The 20,254-nt window shown below is 71.0% G+C and carries 15 protein-coding genes; 1 reads left to right on the top strand and 14 read right to left on the bottom strand.

The window, feature by feature from the left end; all coding sequences use genetic code 11:
* Position 1: 1 nt before the first annotated feature.
* The 5 genes from OG453_RS11360 to proB form a co-directional block, all read right to left on the bottom strand.
* Positions 2-1,090: a hypothetical protein gene (locus tag OG453_RS11360; RefSeq protein WP_266867023.1), complete on the bottom strand. Its 1,089-nt coding sequence runs from the start codon at positions 1,088-1,090 to the stop codon at positions 2-4.
* A 66-nt stretch (positions 1,091-1,156) separates the two neighbouring features.
* Positions 1,157-1,735: a hypothetical protein gene (locus tag OG453_RS11355; protein WP_266867021.1), complete on the bottom strand. Its 579-nt coding sequence runs from the start codon at positions 1,733-1,735 to the stop codon at positions 1,157-1,159.
* Positions 1,736-1,811: 76 nt separating this feature from the next.
* Positions 1,812-3,104, bottom strand: a complete 1,293-nt coding sequence (locus OG453_RS11350) for a glutamate-5-semialdehyde dehydrogenase (RefSeq protein ID WP_266867020.1) — start codon at positions 3,102-3,104, stop codon at positions 1,812-1,814.
* Positions 3,105-3,194: 90 nt separating this feature from the next.
* Positions 3,195-3,701 (bottom strand): hypothetical protein, encoded by a 507-nt coding sequence (locus OG453_RS11345; RefSeq protein ID WP_266867019.1) that lies wholly within the window; start codon positions 3,699-3,701, stop codon positions 3,195-3,197.
* 229 nt (positions 3,702-3,930) lie between these two features.
* A complete protein-coding gene (gene proB / locus OG453_RS11340) occupies positions 3,931-5,058 on the bottom strand; it encodes a glutamate 5-kinase (RefSeq protein WP_266867017.1) in 1,128 nt (375 codons plus the stop codon).
* Positions 5,059-5,317: 259 nt separating this feature from the next.
* Here proB and OG453_RS11335 point away from each other — a divergent pair, with 259 nt between their 5' ends.
* The gene (locus OG453_RS11335; protein ID WP_266867015.1) at positions 5,318-7,411 is read left to right on the top strand and encodes a hypothetical protein; all 2,094 of its coding nucleotides are present in this window, start codon (positions 5,318-5,320) and stop codon (positions 7,409-7,411) included.
* Positions 7,412-7,537: 126 nt separating this feature from the next.
* Here the strand turns inward: OG453_RS11335 and obgE are convergent, their stop codons facing one another.
* From obgE to OG453_RS11290, 9 genes are all read right to left on the bottom strand, one after another.
* Entirely contained in the window at positions 7,538-8,977 is a 1,440-nt protein-coding gene (gene obgE, locus OG453_RS11330) for a GTPase ObgE (protein ID WP_266867013.1), read from the bottom strand.
* Positions 8,978-9,120: 143 nt separating this feature from the next.
* The gene (rpmA, locus tag OG453_RS11325; protein WP_030362615.1) at positions 9,121-9,375 is read right to left on the bottom strand and encodes a 50S ribosomal protein L27; all 255 of its coding nucleotides are present in this window, start codon (positions 9,373-9,375) and stop codon (positions 9,121-9,123) included.
* A gap of 14 nt (positions 9,376-9,389) precedes the next feature.
* Positions 9,390-9,710, bottom strand: coding sequence for a 50S ribosomal protein L21 (gene rplU / locus OG453_RS11320; protein WP_223774625.1), 321 nt, complete (start codon positions 9,708-9,710; stop codon positions 9,390-9,392).
* Between the two features lie 183 nt (positions 9,711-9,893).
* The gene (locus OG453_RS11315; protein ID WP_266867009.1) at positions 9,894-11,243 is read right to left on the bottom strand and encodes a phospholipase D-like domain-containing protein; all 1,350 of its coding nucleotides are present in this window, start codon (positions 11,241-11,243) and stop codon (positions 9,894-9,896) included.
* 268 nt (positions 11,244-11,511) lie between these two features.
* Entirely contained in the window at positions 11,512-15,336 is a 3,825-nt protein-coding gene (locus tag OG453_RS11310; RefSeq protein WP_266867007.1) for an Rne/Rng family ribonuclease, read from the bottom strand.
* A 236-nt stretch (positions 15,337-15,572) separates the two neighbouring features.
* The gene (locus OG453_RS11305) at positions 15,573-16,376 is read right to left on the bottom strand and encodes a TIGR03936 family radical SAM-associated protein (RefSeq protein ID WP_266867005.1); all 804 of its coding nucleotides are present in this window, start codon (positions 16,374-16,376) and stop codon (positions 15,573-15,575) included.
* Positions 16,377-16,424: 48 nt separating this feature from the next.
* The gene (locus OG453_RS11300) at positions 16,425-17,675 is read right to left on the bottom strand and encodes a hypothetical protein (protein WP_266867003.1); all 1,251 of its coding nucleotides are present in this window, start codon (positions 17,673-17,675) and stop codon (positions 16,425-16,427) included.
* A gap of 15 nt (positions 17,676-17,690) precedes the next feature.
* Positions 17,691-18,290: a GNAT family N-acetyltransferase gene (locus tag OG453_RS11295; RefSeq protein ID WP_323178626.1), complete on the bottom strand. Its 600-nt coding sequence runs from the start codon at positions 18,288-18,290 to the stop codon at positions 17,691-17,693.
* On the bottom strand, positions 18,291-20,213 hold the full coding sequence (locus tag OG453_RS11290; protein ID WP_266867001.1) for a TIGR03960 family B12-binding radical SAM protein: 1,923 nt from the start codon (positions 20,211-20,213) through the stop codon (positions 18,291-18,293).
* Between the last annotated feature and the right edge of the window lie 41 nt (positions 20,214-20,254).

Genomic DNA, 20,254 nt, shown 5'->3' with positions numbered 1-20,254 from the left:
CTCACAGCGAAGGCTGGGCGGTCGCCGCGAGCGACCCGCACAGCGCCGTGGCATCCCCCGTCGCGTACGGATCGGTGCCCGCGGGGCCGCCTGCCTTCGCCTTCTGCCCGGCGAGCAGCGGGCGCAGCTGGTTCGCGGCGTCCGCGGAGCAGGTGAGCGGTCCTGCCTGCGTGTACGAGACGATCAGCTCGGTCTGGCGCATCCGCAGGTCGTCGCGGTCGAAGCGGAACTGCAGCTCGCGGCGGACGGTGAACAGCGAGGCCTTGGCGTGCTCGTCCTCGGCGTCCTTGGCCTCCTTGCCGACGGGCCGCAGGGCGTAGACGAAGGTGTGGTCCGAGGTCACCTCGAGGGTGTTCTTGTCGGTCTCGGTGGCGTGCAGCGAGCCCTGGACGCGGATGCCGGGCGAGGCCAGGGCGACCTTCGTCGGGTCGAACCGCACCAGCCAGCCGGTGGGCGCGTGCCGCCCGTCCGCGGCGGGGTGGGCGAAGCTCTGGTCGAACTGGTCGAGCTGCTGCGGGTCGAGCAGGATCCGCGCGGACCGCACGGTGCCGCCGGTGAGCACGTCCGGGTCGAGCGAGGACTCGACGAGATAGTCCTTGGCGGTGGTCAGGGCGGTCATGACCTGACCGTCCGAGAAGTGTGAAGTGCCGCGCGACGAGGGCAGGTTGATGCCGGACGCGCCCACCCGGAACTGCGCGGCGGGGCTGTGCGCGTACAGCTCGGCGGGCTTCTCGGCGCCGGGCACGACTCCCTGCGGGGCGAGCGGTATGACCGTCATCCGCAGCGGTTCGGGGCGCTGCGCGACCGGGGCCTGATACGGGTGGCGTACGCCCATGTAGATCGCGGTGCCGAAGGCGACGGCGATCAGCAGGACGAGGATCACGGCCTGCTTCGAGTAGTTCCTGCGGGCCGCGGCGGGGCGGCGGCGCACCGCACGTGCGTGATCACCCATGCGCTCCTGCGCGGAGTACTCCTGGAGCCGTGCGGCGCGGACGAACGACTCGTCGAAGACGACGGATCGGTACTCGTCCTCGCCACCGGCGGGAGCGCCCTCGGGTGTCCCCTCAGGTGGTTCTCCTGGCCCGGCCATACTTTCAGGGTAGGTCTCCTGGCTGTCAGGTAAACGCGCTGGTGCGCGACAACTTCTGACAAGTTCCTACGGGGTGCGCGGCGCCGCCGAGACGGGCGGCTGGCCGTACTCCGCGGAGGCCGATGGCTCCGTCGATACGGGCGGCGGGATGCGGTCCTGGCGGCCCGACGAGGCTCCTCGGTAGACCGCGGTGAAGGCGAGCGCGACCATGCCGATGCCCATCAGGAGGGCGAGCATCCAGGCGACGGGGCGGTGCCAGCGGGCCTGGCCGGTGTAGCCGCCAGGCCGGCCGTAGCCGTCCTGCGCGAAGTCACGGTCGTAGACGTCGTCGAGGTCGGGGTCGTGGCCGAACTCTCCGCCGTCGTCCGGGCCGAAGCCGTCTTCATAGAAGTCGTCGTCCGGCGATTCGCGTCCTGGACCACGGGTGCGGGCCCGGCGGGCCTCGGCCTCGGAGGCCTCGGCGCGCGCCTGGGCGGCGGCCAACAGCCGCTCCACCGCGGTCGGTTCATGGACCTCGGCGGCCTTGACGAAGTCCTCGTCGAAGACCACGGAGGCGAACTCTTCGTCCGCACCCCCGCGGTCGCGGTCGTCGTCGGGCTCCCCGCCGTCAGGAAACGACGGCGTGCCCCCCACGTCCTCCGGCACCCTTCCAGCGTAGCCCCGGAAGGGGCAATCTGGGCAGGCGGTACGGGAATTCAGCCGATGCTCCGCGGGGGCGGCTTCAGCGGATGTGGCCGTCGCCGGTGACGATGTACTTCGTCGAGGTCAGCTCGGGCAGCCCCATCGGCCCACGGGCGTGCAGCTTCTGCGTGGAGATGCCGATCTCGGCGCCGAAGCCGAACTGGCCGCCGTCCGTGAAGCGCGTGGAGGCGTTCACGGCGACCGTCGTGGAGTCCACGAGCTGCGTGAAGCGGCGCGCGGCCTGCTGCGAGGTGGTGACGATGGCCTCCGTGTGCCCCGAGGTCCACAGCCGGATGTGCTCGACGGCCTGCTCCAGGGAGTCGACGATGCCCGCAGCGATGTCGTACGAGAGGTACTCGGTCTCCCAGTCCTCGGTGGTCGCCGGCACGACGGTGGCCTTGGACGCGTCGGCGTAGGTGAGCACACGCTCGTCCGCGTGCACGGTGACGCCCGCATCGGCCAGCGCGTCCAGGGCGCGCGGCAGGAACGCGTCGGCGATGTCCGCGTGCACGAGCAGCGTCTCGGCGGCGTTGCAGACGCTGGGGCGCTGCGCCTTGGAGTTGATCAGGATGTCGACGGCCATGTCGATGTCGGCCTTCGCGTCCACGTAGACATGGCAGTTGCCGGTGCCGGTCTCGATGACCGGGACGATGGACTCCTCGACGACGGTCTTGATCAACGAGGCGCCGCCGCGCGGGATGAGCACGTCGACGAGGCCGCGGGCGCGCATCAACTCCCGTACGGAGTCTCGGCTTTCACCCGGGACGAGCTGGACGGCGTCGGCGGGAAGTCCGGCGCCGTGCACCGCGTCGCGCAGCACCCGCACGAGCGCCGTGTTCGACTCGTACGCCGATGACGAGCCGCGCAGCAGCACCGCGTTGCCGGACTTGAGGCAGAGGGCGGCCGCGTCCACGGTGACGTTCGGACGGGCCTCGTAGATGATCCCGACGACGCCGAGCGGGACGCGGACCTGGCGCAGGTCGATGCCGTTGGGGAGCGTCGAGCCGCGGACGACCTCGCCGACCGGGTCGGGCAGCGCGGCCACGTCGCGCACGTCGGCGGCGATGGCGCGGACCCGCTCCGGGGTGAGCGTGAGCCGGTCGACGATCGACTCGCTGGTGCCGGCCTCGCGCGCGCGCGTGGTGTCCTTGCCGTTGGCCTCGACGATCTCGGCGGTGCGCACCTCGAGCGCGTCGGCGATCGCGAGCAGCGCGTCGTCCTTGGCGGCGCGCGGCAGTGGCGCGAGCGTGGCGGCGGCGCCGCGGGCGCGGTAGGCGGCCTGGGCGACCGGCGAGAGGTTGTCGTAGGGCGAGACGGGCGAGAGGGACGTCATGCCCGCAGGGTAATGCGCGGCGGGCGCGGTCCACCCCTCGTTTCAGCAGCCGAGACCACGGTGCTCACGACGGCTCGAGCCCACGACGGCTCAAAAAGGGTGGACGCCCACCGGGGTCGCGGGCAGCGGGCCGTACCCTTCCGCGATCCGCTGGTGGTAGGTGTCGCGGTCGATCACTTCGAGCCCCACGATCTCCCACGGCGGGAGCTGCGCGCTCTGCCGGTGCTCGCCCCAGAGGCGCAGCGCGACGGCGGCCGCGTCGTGCAGGTCCCTGGCCTCTTCCCAGTAGCGGATCTCCGCGTGGTCGGGCGCGTACCTGCTGGTCAGCAGAAAGGGATGGTCGTGGGCGAGTTGTTCGAGGCCGCGTCGGACCTCCTTGAGGGGGGCCTCGGCTCCCGAGACGCTCAGCGTGACGTGCCACAGACGGGGCGCCTCCACCGTCTCGCCCTCCCTCTCGTCCGTCTCGGGCCGCTCATCCGTCCCGTCCCTCTCGCCCGCCGCTCGCGTGCCACCTGCGTACGTCGCCCCCGCGGCGACGCTCGTCAGGGCCCGCTCGGCCGACCCGCGGGACGCCGCCCCTGGGCGCACTCGTCTCACGACGGCCTCCTTTACTCAATGGTGGTGCCGATACGCAACGGTCGTGCGGAAGTGTCTGGAACAAAGTTGAGCAGGCCAAGCGCCCCCGCGGGGCGGTTTTGGGGAGTTTCACCTCGCAGGGGCCGGTCGGCGCGGGGCGTTCGCGCCTGTTTTCGGCCGAGGCCCCCGGAGGCTTCTGTGGCTGCTGGTACGGCGGAACCACGGACCGCCCGGGGGGGCTCGCGAGGGGCTAGTGGTGCAGCAGGACCAGGTCGTCGCGGTGCACGACCTCCCGCTCGTACGCCGGTCCGAGCTCCCGCGCGAGCTCCCGCGTGGAACGTCCGAGCAGCTGCGGCAGCTCCTTGGCGTCGAAGTTCACCAGGCCGCGCGCCACGGCTCGCCCCCCGGCGTCCCGCAGCTCCACCGGGTCGCCCGCGGAGAAGTCGCCCTCGACGGCAGCGATGCCGGCGGGCAGCAGCGACTTGCGCCCCTCGACCACCGCGCGCACCGCCCCCTCGTCGAGAGTGAGCGCGCCCTGCGGCTCGGATGCGTGCTGCAGCCACAGGAGACGGTCGGCGGAGCGGCGTCCCGTGCGGTGGAAGTACGTCCCCGTGTCGCGGCCCGCGAGGGCGTCCGCGGCCTGGCTCGCGGAGGTCAGGACCACCGGGATCCCGGCGGCCGCGGCGATCCCCGCAGCCTCGACCTTGGTGACCATGCCGCCGGTGCCGACGCCCGCCTTGCCCGCGCTGCCGATCTGGACGTGCGCCATGTCGGCGGGCCCTGTGACCTCGGAGAGCCGGGAGGTGCCCGGCCTGGCCGGGTCACCGTCGTAGAGGCCGTCCACGTCGGAGAGCAGCACCAGCAGGTCGGCGCGGACCAGATGGGCGACGAGGGCGGCGAGCCGGTCGTTGTCGCCGAAGCGGATCTCGTCGGTCGCCACGGTGTCGTTCTCGTTCACCACGGGCAGCGCGCCCATCGCCAGGAGCTGGTCGAGGGTGCGCGAGGCGTTGCGGTGGTGCGCGCGCCGCGCCATGTCGTCGGAGGTGAGGAGCACCTGCCCGACGCGTACGCCGTAACGCGCGAAGGAAGCGGTGTAGCGGGCCACGAGAAGGCCTTGGCCGACGCTGGCGGCCGCCTGCTGCCGCGCGAGGTCCTTGGGCCGCCTGCGAAGCCCCAGCGGCGACAGGCCGGCGGCGATGGCGCCGGACGAGACGAGCACGATCTCGCGCTCGCCGCCGCTGCGGCTCTTGGCGAGCACGTCGACGAGGGCGTCGACACGGTCGGCGTCCAGACCTCCCGCCGCGGTGGTCAGGGACGAGGACCCGACCTTGACGACGACCCTGTGGGCCTCTGCGATGCCCTGCCTTGCCCCTGCCACGTCTACCCCAAATGGTCCCTGCGCGCTTGGACCTGCAATCTACGCGAGTGCGGACAGCCGGTGCCCGCCCATTCCGAAGGGCGGACCCCCGCCCCTGAGGGGAATCAAGCCCTTCGGGTTCCGTTACCTTTGCCCCTTTATCCGGTGATTGTGGTCACGGAAGATTGCTACAGAGCCGCCGCACGTCATACGGTCAGTGGTCGACCTCCCCCATCCGATCCCCCCGATCGCCCCGATCCCCCGCCAGGAGCCCAAGCCCGTGCCCTCTGCCGGACTCGCCCCACGCCGCATCGCACAGCTCTCCGCGCTGTTCTCGATGTTCGCGCTCTTCACGGCCCAGCTCGTCAGCGCGCTGGTCCCGTATGTCCCGGTGTTCGTCGCCGCGTCGGCAGCGAACCTCGCGCTCGACGTCTATCTGCAGTACAAGCAGCCGGGGCTCCTCTCCCTCCTTGGCAAGATCCGCTTCGACGTCACGGTGCGGCAGCTCCTGCGCGACATGCTGATCCTGGTCGGCCTGCTGCGCATCGACGGCATCGAGCCGCTGGCCGAGCAGTCGCCGCTGACGATCTCGCTGCTCGCCTTCTACTTCCTGCACTTCGGCTGCCAGGCCACCGCCATACTGGTGCGCCGCACCCGCCAGCTGCCGATCGTCACGCGGAACATCGACGCCTCCGCGCTGCACCTGACCGCGGCCCCTCCGCGGATCCTGGCCCGCCGCCAGGCACACCGCCTCCTGACGTTCTCGATCCCCACCACGGTCGGCCTGGTGATCACCGCCGCCACGACGGACGCCTACTGGGGCGGCATCGGCCTCGGCCTCTCCATCGCCATGATGGGCATCGGCGCGATCTACCTCGCCACCTGGCTGCTTCCCAAGAAGCGCGCGAAGAACGACCAGCGGGTCATGGAGTGGCTCGACGAGTGGCTGGCCGAGTACCAGCCGACCGTCGCCATGTACTTCTCCGGCGGCACGACGTCCGCGTACCAGGCCAACATGTGGCTCTCCACGCTCTCCCGGCTCGACGGCAACCCGCTGATCGTGCTGCGTGAGCGGTTCATGGTGCAGAAGATCGACGCGACGGACGTCCCGATCATCTGCTTCCCGAAGGTCGCGACGATGTTCTCCCTGGAGACCTCGACGCTGAAGATGATGCTGCACCCGGCGAACGCCGCGAAGACCTCGCAGGTCCTGCGCATCCCCACGATCAAGCACGCCTTCATCAACCACGGCGAGAGCGACAAGCTGTCCTCCTGCAACCCGTACGCGAAGGCGTACGACGAGGTGTGGGTGGCGGGCCCCGCCGCCCGCGACCGCTACCAGGCCGCCGACGTCGGCGTCGAGGACAAGGACGTGGTCGAGGTCGGCCGCCCCCAGCTGTCCCCGATCCTGCCGTACACGGGCGCCCCCCAGGGCACGTACTCGACCGTTCTGTACGCCCCCACCTGGGAGGGCTGGGACGGCAACCCCGGCAACACGTCGGTGACCCTCGCGGGCGAGAACATCGTCCGGAACCTCCTCGCCGACGACGGCGTACGCCTCATCTACAAGCCGCACCCGATGACCGGCTCGCAGGACCCGCGCGCGGGCGCCGCCAACGAGCGCATCAAGGCGATGATCCGCGACGCCGCCGCCCGGCGTTCCGGCTCCCGCCCCGGCCCGGAGGCCGCGGCCGAGCTCGAACTGCGTGCCGCGGAGCTCGACAGGCTGACCTCGACCGCGTTCCGCAAGGGCGTGGACGAGATGGAGCGGATGATGCTCCAGGGCACGCCCGACGGTGACCAGCAGACCGCGGTCGCCGAGGCGACGGCGGCCTGGGAGGCGGCGTACTGGGCCTCGTTCCCCGAGTGGGAGCACCAGATCATCACGACCGCGCGTCCGGCGATCTTCTCCTGCTTCAACCAGGCCGACCTGCTGATCAGCGATGTCTCCTCGGTGGTCTCGGACTGGCTGTTCAGCGAGAAGCCGTACGCCGTCGCCAACACGTCCGGCATGTCCGAGGCGGACTTCCGCACGAGCTTCCCGACGGTGAGCGCCGCGGCGATCCTCACGCCGACCGCCGAGGACGTCCCGGCCCTGATGGAGTCCGTCCGCTCCCCGGAGAAGGACATCCACGCCGACTCCCGTGCCGCCCTCAAGGAGCACCTCCTCGGCCCCTCGGACCCGCCGTCCCTGGTCCGCTTCAACGAGGCGACGCTCGCCCTGTCGGCCAAGGCCGACGAGCGACGGCTCCGGATGGCCACCCGCATCGACGCGGAAATCCCCGGCCAGCGGGCCGCGGAGGACGCGGCGGAGGAAATGGAGTCCGAGGCGACTCCTGAGCAGAACGGTGCTGAGGACTCTGTGACGGCGTAAGTACCGTCCGGTCGTGAGAAGGGCCCCCGGAGCTTTTGCTCCGGGGGCCCTTCTCACGTTCATGACTGCGGGTGCGTCGTGGCTTGTCGCGCAGTTCCCCGCGCCCCTACGGGGCGCGGCTCCCGCCTAGAACGGCTCGAAGTCGTCGTACTCCGCATCCGCGTCATCCCGATCCGCGTCCCGGTCCTTGCGGCGCTGCGCGGCAGGACGGGGCGCCTCCAGGCGGTGGTCCTCGCCACGCCGGCCCAGCATCTCCGCGCCCGCCATGACCGACGGCTCCCAGTCGAAGACGACCGCGTTCTCCTCGGGGCCGATGGCGACGCCGTCGCCCGTGCGCGCGCCCGCCTTCATCAGCGCTTCCTCGACGCCGAGCCGGTTCAGCCGGTCCGCGAGGTAGCCGACGGCCTCGTCGTTGTTGAAGTCGGTCTGGCGCACCCAGCGCTCCGGCTTCTCGCCGCGCACGCGGTAGATGCCGTCGTCGCCGAGCGTGACGGTGAAGCCCGTGTCGTCCACGGCCTTGGGCCGGATGACGATGCGGGTCGCCTCTTCCTTCGGCTTCGCCGCACGGGCCGCGCCCACCACCTCGGCGAGCGCGTACGACAGCTCCTTGAGGCCCTTGTGGGCGACCGCCGACACCTCGAAGACGCGGTAGCCGCGCGCCTCCAGGTCGGGCCGGACCATCTCCGCGAGGTCCTGTCCGTCGGGTACGTCGATCTTGTTCAGGACGACGATGCGCGGACGGTTCTCCAGGCCCGCGCCGTACTGGCGCAGCTCCTCCTCGATGATGTCGAGGTCGGAGACGGGGTCACGGTCGGACTCCAGGGTCGCCGTGTCCAGGACGTGCACCAGGACGCTGCACCGCTCGACGTGCCGCAGGAACTCCAGGCCGAGGCCCTTGCCCTGGCTTGCGCCCGGGATCAGACCGGGCACGTCGGCGATCGTGTAGACGGTCGCACCGGCCGTCACCACACCGAGGTTGGGGACCAGCGTCGTGAACGGGTAGTCCGCGATCTTCGGCTTGGCCGCGCTCAGGACCGAGATCAGCGAGGACTTGCCGGCGCTCGGGTAACCCACGAGGGCGACATCGGCGACGGTCTTGAGCTCCAGGACGACATCACCCGCGTCGCCCGGCTCACCGAGCAGCGCGAAGCCCGGCGCCTTGCGGCGGGCCGAGGCGAGCGCCGCGTTGCCGAGGCCGCCGCGGCCGCCCTGCGACGCGACGTACGTCGTGCCCTGGCCGACCAGGTCGGCGAGGACGTTGCCGTCCTTGTCGAGGATGACGGTGCCGTCCGGCACGGGCAGGACGAGGTCCTGGCCGTCCTTGCCGGAGCGGTTGTCGCCGGCGCCGGGCATGCCGTTGGTGGCCTTGCGGTGCGGCGAGTGGTGGTAGTCGAGCAGCGTGGTGACCGACTGGTCGACGACCAGGATCACGTCACCGCCACGGCCGCCGTTGCCACCGTCAGGGCCGCCGAGCGGCTTGAACTTCTCACGGTGGACGGAGGCACAGCCGTGGCCCCCGCTACCCGCGGCGACATGCAGCTCGACGCGGTCCACGAAGGTGGTCATGGGATGTGCCTCCAGAAACGTACGGAATGTCAAGGGCGAAATGCCCTAGGTGTAACACGCGAAAGGCGGACCCGCTTCCCGTACGGAGTCCGTACGGGAAGTGAGGTCCGCCTCGCGAAGAACGTGTTCTACAGAAGCCTGTTTCAGGCGACCGGAACGATGTTCACGACCTTGCGGCCACGGTGGGTACCGAACTCCACCGCACCGGCGTCCAGCGCGAACAGGGTGTCGTCCTTGCCGCGGCCGACGCCCGTGCCCGGGTGGAAGTGGGTGCCGCGCTGGCGGACCAGGATCTCACCGGCGTTGACGGTCTGACCGCCGAAGCGCTTCACACCGAGCCGCTGAGCATTGGAATCGCGCCCGTTCCGAGTGGACGATGCGCCCTTCTTGTGTGCCATCTTGTCTCAGTCCCTTACTTCGCAGCCGTGGGGATACCGGTGACCTTGATCGCCGTGTACTGCTGGCGGTGACCCTGGCGACGGCGGTAGCCGGTCTTGTTCTTGTAGCGAAGGATGTCGATCTTCGCGCCCTTGTGGTGGTCCACGACCTCGGCCGTGACCTTGATACCGGCAAGCACCCACGGGTCGCTCGTCACGGCGTCGCCGTCGACAACGAGCAGGGTCGAGAGCTCGACCGTGTCGCCAACCTTGGCGGTGGGAATCTTGTCAACCTCAACGATGTCGTCGACAGCAACCTTGTGCTGGCGACCACCGCTGCGCACGATGGCGTACACGCGGATCTCTCTTTCGCTCGGAACGGTGCCCCCGCAGTCCAGCCGCCCACGAAAGCGGGCGGCCTCTCCCGAGCCCGAAGCCGGGAGGAAAAGGTTTACAGGGGGTGGCGGTGCATAGGAACACGCCGACGGTCAAGGTTACGGGGCCCGCCCGGAAGGGTCAAACCGGCCCCGTACCGCCCCTCACGTCGTCGTCTTCTCACCGTCCGGCGGCAGCGGCTTGACGCCCTTGCACAGGTCGGTGGTGTCGGCGCTGCCCGGCCAGGCGATGGTGCGTACGTGGTCGAAGTGCGAGCGGTACGCGTCGTGCACCGAGTCGTCGTCGACCTTGACGATCGCCTCGTCGTTCTCGCGCAGGGCGGGCGCCGTGTAGTTCTGCGAGCCGGTGAAGGAGAGCTTGTTCCGCTTGCCGTCGTACACGCCGTCGATGAGCAGGTACTTCGAGTGGATGATGTAGGGCGTCACGAGCTTGGTGCCGGGGTTCAGCGGGTCCCGGTCGTCGTTGAAGCAGCGCACGGAAGGCCCGCCGGACTTGTGCAGCGCCTCCCAGGTGCCGGGCGTGCCGCCCTGGCTCTTGGCGCTGTCGGTCTCGGCGTAGACGATGCTCACCGAGCAGCCGGCCTTCTTCAGGGAGACGAGCTTGTCGGCGATCTGCTGCCGGGTGATCTTGAATATCGAGGCGCGGACCTTGGTGTGCCGGGTGACCCCGGCCGCGTCCTTGTAATTGCACTGCACGTTGTTCAGGACCGAGTACATCGTGTCGGTCTCGTTGACCGTGCCGGCGCGCGGGAAGAAGTACGCCTTGTAGAGGCCGCTGCTGACCGTGCGGTAGTCCCAGTTCCGCCAGTCCTTGCCGAGCATGTCGGTGAAGTAGTCGGCGTACGCGTCGTACATGGTCGGGTTGTCCGGGAGCACCAGCGCGTCGTTGAAGAACTTCGTGTGCGCCGACGGCGTGGCGTTCGACGTGGTCTGTACGACGACGTCCCTGGCCCCCTCGACCTCCGAGAACAGCCAGAACTTGTTGTGCATGATCGACTGGCCGTACTTGGGATCGCCCAGGCAGGACTTGCCCGCCGGGCAGAGCGATACGAAGGACGGCTTGCTCTTGTCGGTGCCGAGCGCCGCGGCGAGCGTGCTGTAGGACGTGTTCGCCGGGCGGTCGCTCCTGCTCGACTCGTCGAGCAGGATCTGTACGCGGACGCCGCGGTCCTTGGCGGCCACGAGCGCGTCCACGACCGAGGCCTCCCATACGTGGTAGACCGCGACCTTGATCGTCGAGCCGGGCACCGCGGAGTTCGTCAGCTCGATCAGGCGGGTGCGGATCGCGTACTGCTCGTCGGTGCTGCCCAGCGGATCGTTGAAGATCGGGCCCTCGGTCCACATCGGCGTGTCCGCGGCCGCCGTGCCCATGGCGCTGACGGTCTGGATCCCCGCCGCCGAAAGGACGGTGGCCAGCGCGACGGCCTGGCGTCCGCCCTTGATCTGCTTCACGGCACGGTGACGTCCCGTGCCTCTCAGGCGCTTGTGCGCCATCGGCGGTCCCCTCCCCTTTCACGAACCCGACGTTTCCCCAAACGTCACGTTCGCGTGTTCCTTCATCAACCGCATGAGTTTTACAGGTACTTCACCGCGCTCCAAGAGGGCGGGGGTACGAACGCGGCTGCCGTGACGCTTCAGTGATCTTACGTACGAAGGTCCGTCCACCCTGTGCGACGTGCGGGAACGCCTGTGCCCCCGGCTCGGCGGAATGCGCCGTGCCGGGGGCACAAGGTCATGCGTACGTGCGGACCGTGACGGAGGGTCAGCCCTCGTCGCCCGCGGAGGCGTTGACACCGGACGGCGTCTGCTCCGCCGCGGCGGTCTTCTTCGTCGCCTTCTTGGCCGTCGTCTTCTTGGCGGCCGTCTTCTTGGCCGCGGTCTTCTTGGTGGCGGCCTTCTTCGCGGTCGCCTTCTTGGCCGTCTTGCGCGCCGCCTTCTTGGCCGGAGCCGCTTCCTCGGCGGGGGCCTCGGCCTCCACCTGCTCGGCAGGCTTCTCGGCGGCCTTCTCAGCGGCCTTCTCCGGCGCCGGGACGACCAGGAAGGCAGCGTCCTCGGACGCGGTCGGCGCCGTGGCCTTGCGCACCGCACGGCGGCGCGGACGGGCCGGGGCGGCGTCGGCGGGGGCCTCGGCGACGACCGGCTCGGGGGCCGGCTCAGCGACCGGCTCGGCCTTGGGCGCCTCGGTGACGATCACCTCGGCGGCCTCCGGCTCGGCGCTCTGCGCGGTCTTCGGCGAACCGGCCGGCGAGGTCGCCTTGCGGGTCGCACGACGGCGCGTACGTCCCTTCGGGGCGGCGTCATCGGCAGGTGCCTCGGCCTCGACGACCGGGGCTTCCACGACCGGGGCCTCGACCACGGGGGCCTCGGCCTCCGGAGCGACCTCGACCTCGGCCACGGCCTCGGCCGCTGCCTCGGCCTTGGCGGCCTTCGACCTGCCACGCCGCTCCGACCTGGGAGCGGTCTCCGCCTTCGGGGCACCGGCCGGAGCCGACGCACGCCGGGTCGCCCGGCGCCGCGAACGGCCACGGGAAGCGGCGGCCTCGGCCTCGTGCGCGCTGCTGTAGAGCTCCTCGTCGGGCACGAACTCCGGCTCGGGGAGCGCCACCGGGGCGGCGACCTCCGCGGCGACCTCGGCCTCGGTCTCGACGCTCTCGGTGCTCTCCACGGCCTCGTGCTCGTGAGCGTGGTCCTGCTGCTCGGAGCCGCCGCGCCCGCGCTTCTTGCGCTTGCCGCCGCCACCGGCGGAGGTCGGCTGCTCCATGTGCACGATCACGCCACGGCCGTTGCAGTGGACGCAGGTCTCCGAGAAGGACTCCAGGAGGCCCTGGCCGACGCGCTTACGGGTCATCTGGACGAGACCCAGCGAGGTGACCTCGGCGACCTGGTGCTTCGTACGGTCGCGGCCCAGGCATTCGAGCAGCCGCCGCAGGACCAGGTCCCGGTTGGACTCCAGGACCATGTCGATGAAGTCGATGACGACGATGCCGCCCAGGTCGCGCAGGCGCAGCTGGCGCACGATCTCCTCGGCCGCTTCGAGGTTGTTCCTCGTCACGGTCTCTTCGAGGTTGCCGCCCTGGCCGGTGAACTTGCCGGTGTTGACGTCGACGACGATCATCGCCTCGGTCTTGTCGATCACCAGCGAGCCGCCGCTGGGCAGCCAGACCTTGCGGTCGAGCGCCTTGGCGAGCTGCTCGTCGATCCGGTACGTCGCGAAGACGTCGACCTCGGAGGTCCACTTCGAGAGGCGGTCCGCCAGGTCGGGCGCGACATGCGCGACGTATCCGTGGATGGTGTCCCACGCCTCGTCGCCGCTGACGATGACCTTGGAGAAGTCCTCGTTGAAGATGTCGCGGACGACACGGACGGTCATGTCCGGCTCGCCGTACAGCAGGCTCGGCGAGCTCGTCGAGGTCTGCTTCGCCTTCTTCTGGATCTCTTCCCACTGCTGCTGCAGACGCTCGACGTCACGGCGCAGCTCGTCCTCGCTCGCGCCCTCGGCGGCGGTGCGCACGATGACGCCCGCGTCCTCGGGGACGATCTTCTTAAGGATGGTCTTCAGACGCGCGCGCTCGGTGTCGGGCAGCTTGCGGCTGATGCCGGTCATCGAGCCCTCGGGGACGTACACGAGGTAGCGGCCCGGCAGCGAGACCTGGCTGGTCAGGCGGGCGCCCTTGTGGCCGATCGGGTCCTTGGTGACCTGCACGAGGACCGACTGGCCGGACTTCAGGGCCGACTCGATGCGGCGCGGGCCGTTGGCCATGCCAAGGGCCTCGAAGTTGACCTCACCGGCGTAGAGCACCGCGTTGCGGCCCTTGCCGATGTCGATGAACGCGGCCTCCATGGACGGCAGCACGTTCTGGACCTTGCCCAGGTAGACGTTGCCGACGTACGAGGTGGCCTGCTCCTTGTTTACGTAGTGCTCGACGAGCACGTTGTCCTCAAGGACGCCGATCTGGGTGCGCTCGCCGTTCTGGCGGACGACCATCACGCGCTCGACGGCCTCGCGACGGGCGAGGAACTCGGCCTCGGTGATGATCGGGACGCGGCGACGGCCCTGCTCGCGGCCCTCGCGGCGGCGCTGCTTCTTTGCCTCGAGGCGGGTCGAGCCCTTGATGGACTGGACCTCGTCGGCGCCGGTGCCGGGCTCGCGCTCTTCCTTCTTGCGCGGCTCACGGACCTTCACGACCGTACGCTCCGGGTCGCCGTCGGCGGCGGACTCGGCCTCGCCGGAGTCACCGGCACGGCGACGACGGCGGCGACGGCGACGGCTGCTGCTGGAACCGGCACCCGATCCGTTGTCCTCGGCGCCGTTCTCCTCGGCCTGCTCGGCGTCGGACTCGGCCTCGGCGTCCTGGTCCGCCTGCTCGGCACCCTCGTCGGACTCGGTGTCCTGCTGCTCGCCCTCGGCGTCGGCGGACTCACCGCGGCGGCGGCGACGGCCACCACGACGGCGACGGCGGCCGTGGCGCTCACCGGCGTCCTCGGCGTCATCGCTGTCGCCGGTGTCCTCGGCTTCGGCCTCCGCCTCGGCGGGCTCCTCCGCAGGCTCCTCGGCCTTGGGCGCGGCCTTGGCCGGCTCGCGCTCGGCGGCGGGCTGCTCGTCGGCGGCCCGACGGCGGCGGCGACGGCGCGGTCCCGTCTCCTCCTCCGCCACGGGCGCGGCGACGGGCTCGGCCTCGACCTCTTCTTCCTCGACGGGCTCCTCGGCCTGCGCGGCGGCGGCAGCGGCGGCCGCGCGCTCCGGGGTCTGGAACATCGGCTCGGCGAACACCGGCGCCTGGAAGACGGCCACGGCGGGCCGCGCGGGCTTCCGGCCGGAGTCCTCGTCGGCGTCGGCCTGCGCCTTGCGGGTCTTCTGCGGGGCGGGCGCCGAGAAACCGGCGGCGGCCTTGCGGGTGGCGCGACGGGGCCTGCGGCCACGGGGCGCCTCGTCCTCGGCGGGCTCGGCGGCCGCGCTCTCGGCGGCCTTCGGCTCCGCCACGGGCGCGGCCTCGGCGGCAGGTGCGGCCTCGGCGGCGGGCGCGGACGTGGAGCGGGTCGCGCGGCGGCGGGCGCGGCGCGGGGCGGCGTCACCGGCCTCCGGCTGCGGCTCGGGCTCGGCGGCGGTCACGGGCTCCTCGTCCTGCGCGGCGGCGGGCTCGGCGGCGGGCGTCTCGACGGCGGCCTGCGGCGCACCGGCCGGTGCGGAGGCGCGGCGCGTCGCACGGCGACGCGGACGTGCGGCGGCCGGAGCGGCCTCCTCGGCCTCGTCCTCGGTCTTCGCCGGCTCGGTCTTCGCGGGCTCGGCGGCGGGGGCCTCGGCCTCTGCGGTCTGCGGCGCACCCGCGGGTGCGGAGGCGCGGCGGGTGGCGCGACGGCGCGTACGCGGGGCGGGCTCGGCCACCGCGTCGGCCGCTACGGCCTCGTCGGTGGTCTCTTCGGTCTCATCGGCGGCGGGGGCGGCCGGTATGGCCGGCGCCGAGGCCTTGGCGGTACCCGCGGGCGGGCCCGCGGGACGCGACGCCGCACGGCGCCTGCGGCGCGGCGGCAAGGTGTCGCTGGGGGTGTTGTTGTCCGAGCCCTCAGTGGGTTCGTTCGGCTCAAGCATGCGGGCGGTTCTCCCGTCAGGCCCCCGGGCGCCGCGCCTGGTCCGGTGATGTCCGCGGCCCTCGCTATGTCCTACGCGGGGCCGCCATCCGGGGGCGTGGGCGCCGCACGGGAGCTCTATGTGTCTGTCTCGCCGGTTCCGTACGCCCAAATGCGAACGGCCTGGCGAAAGTCTCGGTCAGTGCGCTGCCCGACCCAGGTGGCTCCCGAGTACGAGGGCTGCGCTACGACGTGTCCCTACGCGGGACCTTCCGGCGCCGACGCCTTCGCGGCGGCAGCGGCTGCCCCTTCGTTCACAGGTGGGGCGGTGGCTGCCTCGCGGTCGGGCGCGAGCGGGTCGGTCACCGTGCCGGTCTCTTCGTCAAGGAGCCCCTGCGCCAGCCTGGTCACCGCTGCGGGGACCGGCGGCGCCAGGTCGGCCACAGCTCGGAGACCGGACAGGACGTCGTCGGGTCGTACGGCAGGTGTCACGTGCCGAACAACCAGCCGCAGTATCGCACAGGGCTGGTCGGTCGGCCTATCAGTGTCGTGAGCAAGCGCTTCGTCCGCCGCGACCGCCTGGAGACTCACGACGGCCTCGCGGGCGTCGAACGTCCGCATGCCGTTCTTCGTGCGGCGCTGGACCTCGACGCTCGAAGCCGCCCGGAAGGCCTCGGCGGCCCGCTCGGCGTCCACGGGCTCCACGCCGTCGAGGCGCAGCTCCCAGATGGACGCGGTGAGCCGGTCGGCGAGCCCGGAGGTGTGCGACTCGACGGCGTCGATGATGTCGAGTCCGACCGGCATCGACTCGTCGAGCAGCTCGCGCAGCTTGTCGGGGTCACGCTGCTCGGTGAGTGCGATCTCCAGGTATTCGGCCTCACTGCCCGTGCCGGTGGGTGCGGCATTGGCGTACGACACCTTCGGGTGCGGGGTGAACCCCGCCGAGTACGCCATGGGCACCTCGGCGCGGCGCAGCGCCCGCTCGAAGGCGCGCTGGAAGTCACGGTGGCTGGTGAACCGGAGGCGGCCGCGCTTGGTGTAGCGCAGGCGGATGCGCTGCACCGCGGGTGCGGGCGGCGGGCCTACGGGCTGTCGCTTGCCCAGTGTCGTTCAGTCCTTCGTGAGTGCGGTCGTACTGCTACCTAGAGTACGTGCCTCGGCCGGATGTGGTTCCCGCCGGGCCTCGGGCACCGGCACCGGTTCGGGCTCGCGCGGTGCCCCGAACAGCATCCGTCGTACGTCGGCCCGTGCCTCGCGCACACTGCGGCGCGCCGATGCGATGGCCTGCCGGGTGGCGCGTCCTGCCTCCTTCGCGGCCTGGACGGCGGGCCGCCAGACCCCGTCGCGCAGGACGTGCCCGACGGGTGTGAGGACGGTGCGGTAGACCCACCGCACCGGGTCGACGAAGACCCACCGCAGGACCCTGCCGATGAACCGCCACACGGCCCGCGACACATGCCCCGCCACCCGCCAGGCGTGCCCGAGCGCCGCTCCGATCTCGTGCAGGACGACACCGATGGCGCGCCCGACGGGCACCAGCACCCAGCGCCACACGGCGACGGCGGGCACGACAAAAATCCAGCGCAGTACGGTCCCGATGCCGCGCCCCAGCCACGCGATGCCGTGTCCGAGCGGGGTGAGGACGGACTCGTACAACCACATCGCGGGTACGACGACGAGCACGCGCCCCAGCCAGCCGAGCCCCCGGCCGACCGGCACGAGCACGTACCGCCAAAGACCCACCCACGGCCACACGAACAGCGCCTTGAGCAGCCACATCACACCGATGCCGATGCCGCGCCCCGTGGCCGCGAGCCCGGCGCCGATCGCCCGCGCGAGCCAGGTGACGCCATGCCCGATCGGCGTCAGCACCGACCGGTACAGCCACACGGCCGGGATCACGAAGAGTGTCCGCCCCAGCCACGCCAGCGCGGCGCCCGTGCCGCGCACACACCAGGCGATGCCGTGCCCGAGCGGGGTGAGGACGGAGGCGTACAGCCACATCGCGGGTACGACGACGAGCACGCGCCCCAGCCAGCCGAGACCCCGGCCGACCGGCACGAGCACGTACCGCCAAAGACCCACCCACGGCCACACGAACAGCGCCTTGAACAGCCACTCCAGCGGCGTCACGATCAGCGTCCGCCCCAGCCAGGCGAACGCGCGGCCCACCGGCCGCAGCCCTCTGAAGTACACGAAGCGCCCGCAGGCGGCGAGCGCGTCCCACACCAGACGCACCGGGACGACGAGCACCAGCACGACGATCCGCACCGGAATGCGGATCGCGACCGCGAGACATCCCTCGGCCTGCCTCGGCTCCGGCGCACTCTCTTGCCGGGGAGGCCGTTTTTCCAGGTCCATGCCGTCCTAGACGCGTCAGTGCGGGTGCTGGTTCGGTGAATTCGGCCGCGTGCCGGTACCGACCCAGTAACGGAGCTTTCCGCCCCGCTCGTCCTCGAAGACGCCGCCCGCGGCCTCGATCACCTTGCGCGAACCGGTGTTGTCGGTGTCGCAGGTCACCAGGACGGATTCCAGGCCCAGTTCACGGGCGTACGGAAGAGAGTCGATCAGCATCGCCGTGGCGTGGCCGCGGCGGCGGGCGGTGGGGCGTACGTCGTAGCCGATGTGGCCGCCGTACTCACGCAGGAAGCGCGTGCCGACGTGATGCCGGATGGCGAGCCGGCCGAAGTAGTCGGTCCCGTCCGCGTACCAGAGGGTCGTGACGGGGACGGAGAGCGGCTCGGCGGGGCGGGCGGCGGCGCGGACCTCGCAGACGTAGCGCTCGAAGACCACCGGGTCGTGCCACTTGTCGCCGTAGTCGCGCAGGGTCCGGCCGAGCGTGGTGTCGTCGTCATCGCCGCCGCGCCCCTCGGCGCGGAACTCCTCCATCGCGGCGACGAAGGAGAGATGCACGAGGCCGGTGGGCAGGGCGAGTCGAGGACCAACCGCCCCGTCCACCGGCCTCGGGTGCGTCACTTACTTCACTACCGACAGCGGAAGCAGCTTCTTGCCGGTCGGGCCGATCTGGATCTCGGTCTGCATCTGCGGGCACACGCCGCAGTCGAAGCACGGGGTCCAGCGGCAGTCCTCGACCTCGGTCTCGTCGAGCGAGTCCTGCCAGTCGTCCCAGAGCCAGTCCTTGTCGAGACCGGAGTCCAGGTGGTCCCAGGGCAGGACTTCCTCGTACGTGCGCTCACGCGTCGTGTACCAGTCGACGTCCACGCCGAAGTCCGGCAGCGTCTTCTCGGCGCAGGCCATCCAGCGGTCGTAGCTGAAGTGCTCGCGCCAGCCGTCGAAGCGGCCGCCGTCCTCGTACACGGCGCGGATGACGGAGCCGATGCGGCGGTCACCGCGCGAGAGCAGGCCTTCGACGATGCCGGGCTTGCCGTCGTGGTAGCGGAAGCCGATCGAGCGGCCGTACTTCTTGTCGCCGCGGATCTTGTCGCGCAGCTTGGTGAGGCGGGCGTCCGTCTCCTCGGCCGACAGCTGCGGGGCCCACTGGAAGGGCGTGTGCGGCTTGGGCACGAAGCCGCCGATGGAGACCGTGCAGCGGATGTCGTGGCCCGCGACCTCGCGGCCCTTGGCGATGACGTTCGCCGCCATGTCCGCGATCTGCAGGACGTCCTCGTCGGTCTCGGTGGGCAGGCCGAGCATGAAGTACAGCTTGACCTGGCGCCAGCCGTTGCCGTACGCGGTCGCGACGGTGCGGATCAGGTCCTCCTCGGAGACCATCTTGTTGATGACCTTCCGCATCCGCTCGCTGCCGCCCTCGGGGGCGAAGGTCAGGCCCGAACGGCGGCCGTTCCTGGTCAGCTCGTTCGCCAGGTCGATGTTGAAGGCGTCGACGCGGGTCGAGGGGAGGGACAGGCCGATCTTGTCCTCCTCGTACCGGTCGGCGAGGCCCTTGGCGACGTCCGCGATCTCGGTGTGGTCCGCGGAGGAGAGGGAGAGCAGCCCGACCTCTTCGAAGCCGGTGGCCTTGAGGCCCTTCTCCACCATGTCGCCGATGCCGGTGATGCTTCGCTCCCGCACGGGGCGCGTGATCATGCCAGCCTGGCAGAAGCGGCAGCCGCGGGTGCAGCCGCGGAAGATCTCGACGGACATGCGCTCGTGGACGGTCTCCGCGAGCGGCACGAGGGGCTGCTTCGGGTAGGGCCACTCGTCCAGGTCCATGACGGTGTGCTTGGACACGCGCCACGGGACACCCGACTTGTTCGGTACGACGCGGCCGATCCGCCCGTCCGGGAGGTACTCGACGTCGTAGAACCCGGGGACGTACACCGAACCGGTGCGCGCGAGGCGGAAGAGGACTTCCTCGCGGCCGCCGGGGCGGCCCTCGGCCTTCCACTCGCGGATGATCGCCGTCATGTCGAGCACGGCCTGCTCGCCGTCGCCGATGACCGCGCAGTCGATGAACTCCGCGATCGGCTCGGGGTTGAAGGCCGCGTGCCCGCCGGCGAGGACGATCGGGTCGTCGACCGTGCGGTTCTTGGACTCCAGGGGAATCCCGGCCAGGTCGAGGGCCGTGAGCATGTTCGTGTAGCCGAGCTCGGTGGAGAAGCTGAGCCCGAAGACGTCGAAGGCGCCGACGGGGCGGTGGCTGTCCACGGTGAACTGCGGGACCTTGTGCTCCCGCATCAGCTCTTCGAGGTCGGGCCACACGCTGTACGTGCGCTCGGCGAGGACGCCATCGCGCTCGTTCAGTACCTCGTAAAGGATCATGACGCCCTGGTTGGGCAGCCCGACCTCGTACGCGTCGGGGTACATGAGCGCCCAGCGGACGTCGCATGCGTCCCAGTCCTTGACGGTGGAGTTGAGCTCTCCGCCGACGTACTGGATGGGCTTCTGGACGTGCGGGAGAAGCGCTTCCAGGCGTGGGAAGACGGACTCGACAGGCATCTCGGCGTCTCTCATGAGCTGGCAGGGGTGACCATCAAGCG

The sequence above is a fragment of the Streptomyces sp. NBC_01381 genome (assembly GCF_026340305.1).
Lineage (GTDB): Bacteria > Actinomycetota > Actinomycetes > Streptomycetales > Streptomycetaceae > Streptomyces.
Note: the sequence above shows the minus strand (reverse complement) of the source record. Positions and strands in the feature narration are given on the sequence as shown.